The organism is Chryseobacterium sp. 'Rf worker isolate 10' (assembly GCF_050753305.1).
Classification (GTDB): Bacteria; Bacteroidota; Bacteroidia; order Flavobacteriales; family Weeksellaceae; genus Chryseobacterium.
In genome coordinates this window covers 990369-1003022 of sequence record NZ_JBOZOF010000001.1, presented here as the reverse complement: position 1 = coordinate 1003022, position 12654 = coordinate 990369, and the positions used below count along the sequence as shown (strand labels likewise).

Annotated in this window: 13 protein-coding genes; 7 read left to right on the top strand and 6 right to left on the bottom strand. The window is 36.1% G+C overall.

Going from position 1 to position 12654, the window contains the following annotated elements; genetic code table 11:
* The first annotated feature begins 1 nt into the window (after position 1).
* Genes LKL37_RS04410 through LKL37_RS04395 form a run of 4 tightly spaced genes read left to right on the top strand, consistent with a single transcriptional unit; the run spans position 2 to position 5426 of the window.
* Complete coding sequence (locus LKL37_RS04410) at positions 2-1246, top strand: DUF1015 domain-containing protein (RefSeq protein ID WP_431609385.1); 1245 nt, start codon at positions 2-4, stop codon at positions 1244-1246.
* Positions 1247-1300: 54 nt separating this feature from the next.
* Positions 1301-2704 carry a M28 family peptidase gene (locus LKL37_RS04405; protein ID WP_431609384.1) on the top strand — a complete coding sequence of 468 codons (1404 nt, stop codon included), beginning with the start codon at positions 1301-1303 and terminating at the stop codon, positions 2702-2704.
* 2 nt (positions 2705-2706) lie between these two features.
* On the top strand, positions 2707-4065 hold the full coding sequence (locus LKL37_RS04400; protein WP_431609383.1) for a M20/M25/M40 family metallo-hydrolase: 1359 nt from the start codon (positions 2707-2709) through the stop codon (positions 4063-4065).
* Positions 4066-4067: 2 nt separating this feature from the next.
* Entirely contained in the window at positions 4068-5426 is a 1359-nt protein-coding gene (locus LKL37_RS04395) for a M20/M25/M40 family metallo-hydrolase (protein WP_431609382.1), read from the top strand.
* A gap of 380 nt (positions 5427-5806) precedes the next feature.
* Here the strand turns inward: LKL37_RS04395 and LKL37_RS04390 are convergent, their stop codons facing one another.
* Positions 5807-6325 carry a hypothetical protein gene (locus tag LKL37_RS04390; protein ID WP_431609381.1) on the bottom strand — a complete coding sequence of 173 codons (519 nt, stop codon included), beginning with the start codon at positions 6323-6325 and terminating at the stop codon, positions 5807-5809.
* A 603-nt stretch (positions 6326-6928) separates the two neighbouring features.
* Between LKL37_RS04390 and LKL37_RS04385 the strand changes: the two genes are divergently transcribed.
* On the top strand, positions 6929-7159 hold the full coding sequence (locus LKL37_RS04385) for a hypothetical protein (RefSeq protein ID WP_431609380.1): 231 nt from the start codon (positions 6929-6931) through the stop codon (positions 7157-7159).
* A gap of 153 nt (positions 7160-7312) precedes the next feature.
* Here the strand turns inward: LKL37_RS04385 and LKL37_RS04380 are convergent, their stop codons facing one another.
* From LKL37_RS04380 to LKL37_RS04360, 5 genes are all read right to left on the bottom strand, one after another.
* Positions 7313-7534, bottom strand: coding sequence for a hypothetical protein (locus tag LKL37_RS04380; protein WP_431609379.1), 222 nt, complete (start codon positions 7532-7534; stop codon positions 7313-7315).
* Positions 7535-7686: 152 nt separating this feature from the next.
* On the bottom strand, positions 7687-8262 hold the full coding sequence (locus LKL37_RS04375) for a hypothetical protein (protein WP_431609378.1): 576 nt from the start codon (positions 8260-8262) through the stop codon (positions 7687-7689).
* A gap of 166 nt (positions 8263-8428) precedes the next feature.
* Complete coding sequence (locus LKL37_RS04370) at positions 8429-9466, bottom strand: peptidylprolyl isomerase (protein WP_431610436.1); 1038 nt, start codon at positions 9464-9466, stop codon at positions 8429-8431.
* An 81-nt stretch (positions 9467-9547) separates the two neighbouring features.
* Positions 9548-10060, bottom strand: a complete 513-nt coding sequence (locus LKL37_RS04365; protein WP_105702988.1) for a hypothetical protein — start codon at positions 10058-10060, stop codon at positions 9548-9550.
* Between the two features lie 193 nt (positions 10061-10253).
* Positions 10254-11324: a branched-chain amino acid aminotransferase gene (locus LKL37_RS04360; protein WP_431609377.1), complete on the bottom strand. Its 1071-nt coding sequence runs from the start codon at positions 11322-11324 to the stop codon at positions 10254-10256.
* Between the two features lie 85 nt (positions 11325-11409).
* On the opposite strand from LKL37_RS04360, the gene mnmD reads away from it, so the two are divergent.
* Entirely contained in the window at positions 11410-12084 is a 675-nt protein-coding gene (gene mnmD, locus LKL37_RS04355) for a tRNA (5-methylaminomethyl-2-thiouridine)(34)-methyltransferase MnmD (protein WP_431609376.1), read from the top strand.
* A gap of 132 nt (positions 12085-12216) precedes the next feature.
* A complete protein-coding gene (locus LKL37_RS04350) occupies positions 12217-12633 on the top strand; it encodes an NUDIX hydrolase (protein ID WP_253316672.1) in 417 nt (138 codons plus the stop codon).
* Positions 12634-12654 lie beyond the last annotated feature (21 nt).

Genomic DNA, 12654 nt, shown 5'->3' with positions numbered 1-12654 from the left:
TATGCCTGTTTTTAAACCTTTCCGTGGAATTAGACCTCATAGAGACTTTGAGAGTACTTTCCCTACCCATCCACTGGATAATTTCACCCAGGAAGAGATCGCAGAGAAAGCTCAAGTTGAAAATACTTACATCAATATGATTAAACCTTATGTTGTAAGTAAATCTAAAGATATTGACCGGAACCTGCGAAAGATCCGTTCTACATTTGAAGAACTTCTGGACGAGAAGAAATTGGTCCAGGATAACTCAGCTTATTATCTTTATGAGCAGATCTACCCCAACAAACAAGTGTTCAGGGGGCTTCTCGGATTGGCTAGTATTGAAGATTTCTGGAATGGAAAAATCAAAAGACACGAAAGTACCATTCCTCAGAAAAAGGAAAAACTTGCTCATTACCTTGAAAAAGTAAATCTGCAGGCTGAACCTGTACTTCTTACTTATCCTGCCAATTCAAAAATTGAGCTGCTGATGAATCATGAGGAAAAAAACGTTCCTATCTTTAATCATGTAGACTCTATTGGTATCAGACATAAAATCTGGAGGATAGACAACCGTCTGAAGCTGCAGCAGTTTAAAGAAGTAATAGATCAGATTGATTCGTTTTATATTGCTGACGGACACCACAGAATTGGTTCCACAGCAATAAACGCCAAATATCATAAAGAAAAGAACAAAAAGCATAATGGTACAGAGCTTTACAACTTTGTATACAGCTTTATTGTTTCCAATCAGTCAATTAAGATTCATGATTATAACAGAATCCTACATGATCTGAACGGCATTTCACCAGAAGACTTCCTTAAACAGCTTGAACATTATTTCCTTATTCACGAAAAAGGAGAAACATCATACTACCCTTCTCAAAAATTCCATATTTCAATGTATTTGGACGGGAAGTTCTACTCTCTTCACGTGAAGCACGATCTTCGTTCCAAAGAAATGTCTCTGGATAACCTGGATCACCACCTTCTGGACAAGTATATTTTTAAAAATATTCTGAAAATTGAAGATCCGGACAGCTCTGAACTTATTTCTTACGTAAAAGGAACTTCTAACATTAATGGAATCAACCTTTTAAAAGAAAAAGTAGACAGCGGTGAAGGTAAAGTTGGTTTCGGAATCTATCCTGTAAGTTTTAATGATATGATTAAAATTTCAGACTTAAAATTAAGTATGCCTCCGAAATGTACATTCATTGAGCCAAAATTGATTACAGCCCTGTTAATGTACGACATGAAACCTTAATAAATTCCTATTTTTTCCCTACTTTTATCAACGGAAAAGATAAGTAAATAAAAAATGAAAAAAATATTCATTATACTTCCACTCTTTTTGAGTGGATTTTTATTTTCTCAAAAAAAGCCACAAAAAAGTCCGGCAAAAAAAGGTACTGTTGCCAAATTCAATTATCATGACGAGTTCAGAAAAATTTCAGATGAAATTATGACCAACGGTACTGCCTATAATAATCTCGGAGAACTCACTAAAGGAATTGGACCTCGTTTCAGTGCAACTCCCGGATATGCAAAAGCAGTAGAATGGGCTGAAAAAAAGTTCAAGGAAATCGGTATTAATATGATCTGGAGGCAGGAAGCCAAAGCACCTGTCTGGATCAGAGGAAAAGAATCCTTACAGATCAAAGCCGGAAATGGAGACTGGAAAAATATAAGAATGCTTTCTTTCGGAAACTCTGAGGGAACAGCCGGAAAAGACCTGACAGGAGAAATTGTTTTAATTAATTCCACTTCAGAACTTAACGCTATGTCAATAGGACAGTTAAAAGATAAAATAGTCTTTGTAAATGTTCCTATGGATCCGAAAATTATCAATACAAGTGATTCTTATTTACAGGCTGCAAAATCAAAATTAATTTCCGCTTCCGTAATTGCTAAAACAGGAGCAAAAGCATTAATTATAAGATCACTGACAACCGCTAATGACGATACTCCTCATGCTAAAATGATTTACTATGAACCAGACGATAAAGTTAAAATTCCCGCTTTATCAATTGGAGTAAGATCTGCAGATGAGTTGGAAAAAACCTTAAAAAAACAAAAAGTTACGGCAAAAATCAACATGACAGCCGAATCAAAAGGTGACACTACAAATCCAAATATCATTGCTGAAATTCAGGGCAAAAAAGATTCTAAAGTGATTGTTTTAGGTGCGCAGCTCGATTCCTGGGATGTAGGTGAAGGTGCTGTGGATGACGGAACTGGTGTTGTACAGTGCATGGAAGTCTTAAGAACGCTGAAAGCGCTTGGATATGAAAATAACCACACCATCCGCGTCGTTCTGTATGCCAACAGTGAAAACGGTGGGCAAGGCCGTGAAATGTACGCTGCCTATGTAAAAAAGAAAGACGAAAAACACGTATTTGCCTTGGGAACCGATGCAGGAGGCTATTCTCCTCGAGGATTTTCTTTGGATATGTCTCCTCAGAGAAGAAGATTGGTTTATCCATGGAAAGAATATTTCCTGCCTTATGGGGTTTATGATTTTGACCAGACAGAAGCTATTCAGGATATTTCACCTTTAAAAAAACTGGATATTCCTTTAGCAGAGCTTGTTGTGGATACACAAAGATATTTTGATTATCATCATTCCGAGCAGGATACTTTTGACAAAGTGAACAAAAGAGAACTTCTTCTCGGAGCCGTTGCAATAACGCAGATGATTTTTATGGTTGATAAAAACTGGTAACAATGAAAAAGATAATAGGAACCTTATTATTGCTTTTTGGGATGGCTGCATTTGGCCAGTCTAAAGAAGACTCTATTCAGTTCAAAAAAATTTCCACAGAAATTCTGAACAATGGCAAAGGATACAATGAACTGAGAGAACTTACCAAAACGATAGGCAACCGTTTAAGCGGTTCCGAAGCCTATGAAAAATCCGTACAATGGGCAGCTCAGAAGCTTCGTGATGCCGGAGCTGATAAAGTATGGCTTCAGGAAGTGATGATTCCGGCATGGGTAAGAGGAAAAGAATCTCTGAACATACAGACTTCCAACGGAAGATGGAAAAGTATCAAAATGCTTTCTCTTGGAAATTCTGAAGGAACCGGAGGAAAAGATGTCTCAGGAGAAATCATCATGGTAAAATCACTGGAAGAGTATGATCAGCTTCCTGCTGAAAAGGTGAAAGATAAAATTGTATTTTTCAATTACTCTTTTAATCAGGGAAATGTACAGACTTTCATTTCTTATCGCGATGCTGGTGCCTACAGACGAACTGCAGCTTCATTAACCGCTAAGAAAGGTGGTAAATTTGCCATTATTCGATCACTGTCATCCGCATTCGATGATATTCCTCACACAGGAAACATGCGTTATGACAAGAATATTTCAAAAGTGCCCGCCATCACGATAGGTAATACTTCTGCTGATGAACTGGAAACCTTGTTGAAGAAGCAGAAAGTCACCGCTAAGCTCAATTCCAATTGTGGAATGAAGGGAGAAAAGCCCTCCCACTCTGTTATCGGAGAAATCACGGGTAAAAAAGACCAAAGCATTATTGTTGTAGGCGGACACCTGGATTCCTGGGATGTGGGTGAAGGTGCTCATGATGATGGAGCCGGAATCGTACAAAGTATTGAAGTTTTAAGGACCTTTAAAAAATTGGGCATACAAAATAATCATACGATTCGTGCAGTTTGTTTCGCTAATGAAGAAAACGGCACAAAAGGTGGAAAAGAATACGGTAAAGTTGCCAAAGAAAACAACGAGAAACATCTTTTCGCTATAGAATTGGATGCAGGAGGCTTTTCACCACGGGGAATTTCCCTTGAAATGAATGAACCTCAAAGAAACCAGATCAAAAGCTGGCTGAATTTGTTTTTGCCTTATGGTGTTTATAACTTTGAAGGTAAATATTCCGGATCTGATATAGCCCCTCTTCATGAAATGGGAGTTCCCACAGCAGAGCTGGTACCCGATCCGCAACGTTATTTCGATATCCACCATACGGAAGAAGACACTTTTGAAAAAGTCAACCGAAGAGAACTGTTACTCGGTTCCGCGGTGATGACACAACTTATTTATATGATTGATAAAAATTGGTAACAATGAAAAAGATATTAGGAACCTCATTATTGCTTTTTGGAATGGCTGCATTTGGCCAGTCTAAAGAAGATTCCATCCAGTTCAAAAAAATCTCTACAGAAATCCTGAACAATGGAAAAGGATATACAGAGCTTAGAGAGCTTACAAAAAATATCGGACACCGTTTAAGTGGATCTGAAGCCTATGAAAAGTCCGTAAAATGGGCCGAACAGAAACTCCGTGATGCAGGAGCTGATAAAGTATGGCTGCAGGAAGTCATGATTCCGGTATGGGAAAGAGGAAAAGAATCTCTGAACATACAAACTTCCAACGGAAAATGGAAAAGTCTCAAAATGCTTTCCCTTGGAAATTCTGAAGGAACCGGAGGAAAAGATGTTTCAGGAGAAATCATCATGGTAAAATCCATGGAAGAATATGACAAACTTCCTGCTGAAAAGGTGAAAGATAAAATTGTATTCTTCAACTACCCTTTCAGCCAGTCGTTCATAGAGACTTTCAAAGCATATGGTGATGCTGCAAAATACAGAACTACAGCAGCTTCATTAACTGCTAAAAAAGGAGGAAAATTTGCCATCGTAAGATCCCTGTCTTCTGCTTTTGATGATATTCCTCACACCGGAGCTATGCGTTATGAGGACAAAGTATCTAAAATACCAGCCGTAGCCATCGGGAGCACAACCGCAGATGAACTGGAAGCATTATTGAAGAACCAGAAAATTACTGCTAAACTTAATTCCAATTGTGGAATGAAAGGCGATAAACTCTCCCACTCTGTTATTGGAGAAATCACAGGTAAAAAAGACCAAAGCGTTATTGTTGTTGGCGGACACCTGGATTCCTGGGATGTAGGTGAAGGCGCTCATGATGACGGAGCCGGAATTGTACAGAGTATTGAAGTATTGAGAACCTTCAAAAAGTTAGGAATTGCAAATAATCATACCATTAGAGTCGTTTGCTTTGCTAATGAAGAAAATGGAGTGAAAGGCGGAATTCAATACGGTAAAACAGTAAAGGAGAAAAACGAAAAACACCTTTTTGCCATTGAAACAGATGCCGGAGGTTTTGCTCCAAGAGGGATTGCGCTGGATATGGATGATGTAAAAAGAAATCAGATTAAAAGCTGGTCAAGTTTATTCCTTCCCTACGGAGTTTACAATTTTGAAGAAAAATTTTCAGGAACAGACCTTTATCCACTCCACGACATGGGAATTCCTGCGGCAGAACTGATGCCGGACTCTCAACGTTATTTTGATATTCATCATACAGAAGAAGATACTTTTGAAAAGGTGAACCGAAGAGAGCTTTTATTAGGCGCAACAGCTTTGACACAGATGATCTACATGATCGATAAAAACTGGTAAAACACAAAACCGTCTTTAAAGGCGGTTTTCTTATTTTTAAATAGTAATACTCCTATTTATTTCAATACAAACGGGCTTTAGCCAAACCTATAAGAGTCCCGCAGATCTTGCAGATTAACACAGATGGAGGATATTTTTAATCAATAAGTTCAAGTGAGTTTATTAGTGCCATTTGTGGTTTTTAATTTAAATACGAATAACCCTAATAATTTCACGAATAACACGAATTCAATAGAAATGGGTTTCCATATAGATTGATATCATGAATTGCTTAAAATGCTATAAGAAGAGTTGAGATTCCTTCGGAATGACCACCTACATACATTATTCTTTCAAATAAAAATCTGCATAATCAATAAAATCTACGAGAGATTATAATGCTATTTTTTCAGAAAATTCCTCTTCTGAAATAGTTTTCTTCTCAACTTATACACTAAGCTCTTCCATACATGATCTATTCCACCTTTGGATTCCCAATTCGCATCAAACTTTCTACCTTCTAATGCATATTCAGGTATAGGAATTTTTGAATGAAACATGGGCGGATTATCTTTTACAACAGCAAAATAATCAGGATTAAGATTTGATTTCCTATAATATTGAATTTCCAGAATTGTTTCATATTTGTTGACACGAAAAATATATAGAATAATATCATAAAGGTCGTTCATCTCCTTGTATAAAATTTCTACAGCAGAATCTAAATCCAATAGTGTTTTTGAATTATTGATCCTGCTTCGGGAAGCTCTGTACTCCGGGAAGTTTAATCCAAATTCATTAAAATCAGATACAATAAAAAACAGGTTGGTAGAAACAGTATTCCGACAATGAACCTTTGCAAGCTTTAAAACATTATTTATACAAAACTCAATATTATTTTTTAAATCCTCCTGATTCATTTTTCAAACGATTTCTAAAAGAAGCTTAAGATATGAAAAAAATCAACCATTTCACTTCTATTTTCTTATTTCAAAATATTGAAAATAAAGTAGATTTTTTTCTATGTTTAAGGAAATAACAGATAAAAACAGGCTCCAATACAGGCTTTCCTAATTTCCTAAAACAATGTGTTAATCGACAAAGCACAACTTTGGCATGAAATTGGCATGTAAAATAATAAGAAAAAAATTATAAAAAAGCACTAAGGATGAGAAAAAAGGTTTTCTGTGGATTTTCAGTTTTTCCACCGATTCAAGTTCATATCTAGTATATGAATCCTTTTTTTTCTACGATGCCGTACAAGATACGGGTTCGTGATTAATTAACCCCCGTTAATTCTTCACAGCAATTTTGCACCCCGTATCTAACTGGTATCATCAATAACCAGGAATCTTTATAGATTCAAAAAAACAAAAATTTCCCGGACTTTTAGCCCGGAATAACGATATAGATAAATGGCAAAGTCGTCGTGAACCTTAGCCCAGTAAAGGAATTTATTCTTTTTACCGTGATGAGTACGCCTTTATTTTTTAATTAATTGTATAACCCTTAAAATGTTAGTAATGATGAGATCCTTTTTTGAAATGATTTTTAAGAGAAATGAAGATGCTGCAAAATTGAATATCTGGAGCCTGTTATTGGTTCTGAGCTTTGCTGCGTTTTCTGTATTGGTATACGCTTCAAAACCAAGCTTTAACAGCTTAATTATATACCTGACGGCATTTGCCGCATATATTGGCTTTGGCCTCATATTCATCAGTTCCCTTGCCGGGAAAAGTATGAAGAAAAGATAACAGAAAACATAACTTTCAATTTACTTTTACTGAAAAAACCGCCCTATTTGGGGCGGTTTTTTTGATTTTGACAACTTTATTTCCAACAAAAAAGCCACTCCATCCGGAGCAGCTTTGCGACAACAACAAGTGCTATCGTCACATCGTAATAATTTATTCTTTAAATAGATCCTTCATCATTTCATCGAGGATCTTTTTGGTTTCTTCCTCAATCATTTTTCCGGACTTTTCAACAAGTTCTTCTCTGAAAGGTTCACAGCAGGCTTTTATACCGAAACCCTCGTCTGTTTTTACAAATTCAGGATTCAGGCCGTGTTCTTTACACACTTCCGATTCTATTTCTTTCTTTATCAGGTCATAATTAAGATCAAACATAATGTCTATTTTGTTTCTTTAAGTGCATGATAAAGATAGAAGTAATAAACCCTTGCCGAAATCCGTATTTCTACGGTATTTACAGGAAACAAAAAACCGCCTTTTCAAGACGGCATTATTTTAATAGAAATTGATGCTTACTGTTTAACCCTTTAAAATTTATCAAGAATTTTCTTCGGTAAGACTTTCACAAGTTCTTTTTTATATTCTTTTTCCAGAATAACAAATTTCCAGATTTTCTTGTCTTTTGAAACAGCACAGGCTTTCATATTGGCATTGATGAGATATGAACCTTCATTGGCTAGATATTTTACATTATTCGCGCCATATTTGGCTGTTAAAGCGCTGTTCATTTTTTGTTTCATCTCATCATTTAATGAACTGACATTGCATTTGAGTTTCAAAAAATAATGAGCAATAGAAAAATATTCACCAATAATGAGTTCGGGTTTTTCAATATTTCCAAACTTTAAATCCTGTACTTCAATTTTCATGAATGGATTATTGTAAGTCATATTCAAAATCTGTGTCATCTGTTCTTTTGAAACTATAGTGAAGAACTTTGGATATATACAACTTACTGCCTGATCTATCTGTTTAGATTTAATACTGTTTACAAAATAAGTAAGTGATTTTTTTATCGCTGCATCGTCAGGATTTGCTTTGATCTGAGAAAAAGCCATACACGACAGCAGAAGGAATAGAAACAGAAGTGATTTAGTTTTCATTATTAAATGATTGTTACAAATTTAAGATTGCTTTTTCCAGAAAAACCATTAACCTTTCCTGATATTAAAATAGGTCGCAACATGTACACAGATCGTTACAGAATGTATTTGAACCGCATAAAAAAAGCCGTCCTTTCGGACGGCTTCATATCTTAAAACGATTCAATTATTTTACTTTTACAAGCTCAACATCGAAAACTAACCAAGAGTTTGGCGGGATCACTCCTCCTGCACCTCTTTCTCCGTAAGCCATTGCCGGCGGGATCAATAATGTAGCAGTTTCACCTTCTTTCAATAACAGGATACCTTCATCCCATCCTTTGATTACTCTTCCCATTCCGATTGGAATTTCGATCGGCTCGTTTCTTTTGAATGAAGAATCAAATTCAGTTCCGTCTACCAATTTACCTGCATAGTGTACAGATACATTATCACCAACTTTCGGAGCTTTACCGTCAGCTGTTTTTGTAATTTTATAGTAAAGACCAGATTCAGTTTTTTGCATACCAGCTTTTAGGTTTTCAACTAATTTCTCCTGGTTAGCTTTGAATTCTTCTTCTTTTTTCTTCTTTTCAGCTTCTTCTTTAGCTACAAAAGCCTTATTGTTTTCTGCGATTTTAGCTTTTCCTTCGTTGAAAGTTTTAGCTGCATCGTAGTGCTTATACTCGTCACCTTTGCTGAAAACAGAAACTTTTTCTAAAACGATATCTGTTTTAGGCTTATCCTGAGCTCCTTTTTCAACGTTAGCAATAGCATCAATTACATCGTTACCCTTTACCACTTTTCCGAAAATCGTGTGTCTTCCGTCTAACCAAGGTGTAGCCACTTCAGTAATGAAGAACTGAGAACCGTTTGTATTAGGTCCTGAGTTTGCCATAGAAAGAATACCTTTTCCTGTATGTTTAAGGTCGTTTCTTTCATCCTCGAATTTATATCCCGGATCACCTGCTCCAGTTCCTTTTGGATCTCCACCCTGGATCATGAAATCTTTGATTACTCTGTGGAAAATAGTTCCATCATAGTAAGGAACTCCCTTAGCCTTAGCTTTGTTGTCGATTTTCCCTTCTGCAAGACCGATAAAGTTGGCTACAGTTACTGGTGCTTTCTTGTCCTCAAACTTTACAATTAAGTTACCTTTTGTAGTTTGAAGATTGGCATAAAGTCCGTCATTAAGACCTTCGTAAGTTTCTTTGTCTACGTTCATTTTTTTATAAATTGGGGTACAACTCATCAGCGAAATACTTGCCGCTGCCAGAATTATATTCTTGTTAAACAATTTCATGTATTATAATGCTTTTAATTTTATGATTAATGGAATGTCGTTGTCTATTTTCTTTTCGTCTCCGTAAGTTCCGTACGCTAAAGAAGACGGCACCAAAAGCGTTACTTCCTCTCCATCATGTATAAAACGCAAAGCGTTCTCCACTGCTCTCAGTTCATCAAAGTGCCCGAATTTGGCATCTCTTCTCTCAAAAGGCTTGTCATAAATTTTAGTCTGGTCAAAATCGTAAAGATCATAAGAATAAGAAATCAAAGATTCGTCTTTTCTTCTTTCTCTCTGATCATAACCTTCTACCGTCACCCAGTAATTAAGCTGCGTAGGATAATACTTAACAGACTGGCCACCGATCCAATCCTGAATCTGGCCTCTTTCTATGACGTTAAGATTTTTCATCCTGTTTTTAGAAACATCCAGATCTTTTTGGCTTAAAACACCACCTACAGGAGGGTGCGCCGTCTGTGCATTTCTGTTGCAGCTCAACAGGCTTATGGCTGATATGAAGAGTATTTTTTTCATAAACTTCTGCGAAAATACACATTTCGCTAATTAATTACAAAACTTATCCCGTATTTACAAGAACAATTTGACGAGAATAGAAATCCCAGCTTAACTTCCATAAAGTGATTTAAATATTTAAGCTAAATTTTATTTTTCTGAAAAAATAAAAAGCCGGGAAAAACCCGGCTTTCATATAGTTATTTATTTACTATTAAACTGTTTCTAAAGCGTGATCTACAGTAACTCTCCATCCGAAAGGATCTTCAGACAGGTTATTTTGAAGGTCTACCAAATCTTTCTTAAGAAGAGCAGCAAAGCTTTCTTCATCAGATAATCTTGGAAGTGCCAGTTTCTCACCCTGGTATCCTAAAGCCTGGAACTGAGTGGTTACAACCGCTGTACCTACTCCCCATACTTCTTTAAGTGATCCTCCTTTCAAAGCTTCAATAACTGTTTTCACAGGAATTGGTTCTACTTTTACTTCGATTCCTCTTTTCTTTGCTAACTGAATGAAGCTGTCTCTTGTTACCCCGTCAAGGATTTTCTCAGATGTCGGAGGTGTATAGATCGTATCGTTGATTCTTACAAATACGTTCATTGTACCACTCTCTTCGAAATATTCATGAGTAGCATCATCAGTCCAGATAATCTGCTCGTAACCTTCTTCAATTGCCAATTGTGTTGGGTAGAAAGACGCAGCATAGTTCCCTGCAGCTTTTGCAGAACCTACACCTCCGTTTGCCGCTCTTGAATAATGATCAGAGATTTTTACAGATACCGGCTCAGAATAATAGCTCTTCGCAGGTGTTGCAACGATGGCAAACATATATTTATTAGATACTCTTGCTTTCAGAGCTTCTTCCGTAGCAAAAATCAATGGTCTGATGTAAAGTGACATTCCTTCCCCCTGTGGAATCCACTCTCTGTCGATATCTACCAATGCTTTTAATCCGTCTAAAAACATTTCTTCAGTTACCTCAGGCATAGCAAGACGCTTTGCCGATTTATTGATACGTTCAAAATTCTTCTCAGGCCTGAAAAGGAAAACCTGCCCGTCTTTGTCTTTATAGGCTTTCATACCTTCAAAACAAGCTTGTCCATAGTTTACTCCCATCATGGCAGGTGTAAATGGTATTGGACCGTAAGGAACTAATTTTACATCTCCCCATTTTCCGTCTTCGTACTCACATATAATCATATGATCAATGAAAGTACCACCAAATGAAAAATTGTTAGGGTCAAATGTAGAAATTCTGGAGTTTTCAGTTTTTTGAATTATCATTTTTTAAAATTTTTACGATGTTCTACAAATTTAACATAATTTTCTAAATATAAAAATTTTAGAGTAAATTTGACAAAAAAATAGCTTGAAAAGAGAAATAAAGACCACAAAAGACGGTAGTAAAACATTGTTTATCAATGATTTAAATGAAAATTACCATTCTCATCACGGAGCACTTCAGGAAGCAGAACATGTGTTTATTAAAAACGGATTAAATCTGGTAAATGATTACGAAATTAATATTTTAGAACTCGGTTTTGGAACAGGTTTGAATGTTTTGGTGACAATTAATGAATATTTAAAAACTGACAAAAATCATGTCATCAATTATTTTTCGCTTGAAAAATATCCCATAAATGAATCTGAAGTTAATGATTTGGCTTACTTTGAGCTTTTTGACAACCCTGAGTTTAAAAATATTTATCAGAAAATTCATCTGGCAGATTGGGAAAAGTCAGTAGAAATCATTAGTGGATTCAACTTAAAAAAGATAGAATGTGATTTTTTCGACCTGAAAGACATAGATCTGCCCAAAATCAATCTTGTTTACTTCGATTGTTTTGGAGCCAGAGTGCAGCCAGATCTGTGGGAAAAACCATTATTTGAACTGGTTTCTGACAAAATGGCCATTAACGGATTATTAACCACCTACTCTTCTAAAGGCAGCGTAAGAAGAATTCTTCAGGAACTGAATTTCCAGGTAGAGAAAAAACAGGGACCTCCAGGAAAAAGAGAGATGATAAATGCTGTTAAATCATAGAATGGAAGCTTGAGGATGGAAGCTGGATGTGCGCAGCAAGCTGTTTAATCGTTTGATCAGGATTCCATCATCCGTCTATTTTTTCAACAAAAATCCTTACATTAGCTATACAAATTATTATACATTATATATATGATAGATAAGATCAACATTAGAGTGTATGCGTGTGCTGTAAAAGATAAACAAGTTCTGACCTTATTTGAGGAATATGCCGGCGAACCTTTAATGAAATTTCCGGGTGGCGGATTGGAATATGGTGAAGGAGTACTGGAATGTCTGCATCGTGAGTTTGATGAAGAACTTAATGTAAAGATCGACATTCTGGAACATTTCTATACTCAGGAAAACTTTCTGGTTTCCCGTTTCAAAGAAAATGAACAGCTTCTTACCATCTATTATATAGTAGATATAGTGAATGAGGAAGATTTCATTATTCTGGATCCCTGCATCGAAAAAACAGAATGGATCGATATAGACAGACCAGACAACCCTTTTCCTCTTCCCATTGATAAGATTGTCTTCGATAAATTAAAAGAAAAATTCCTGTAAGAATACTTACAGGAATTTATA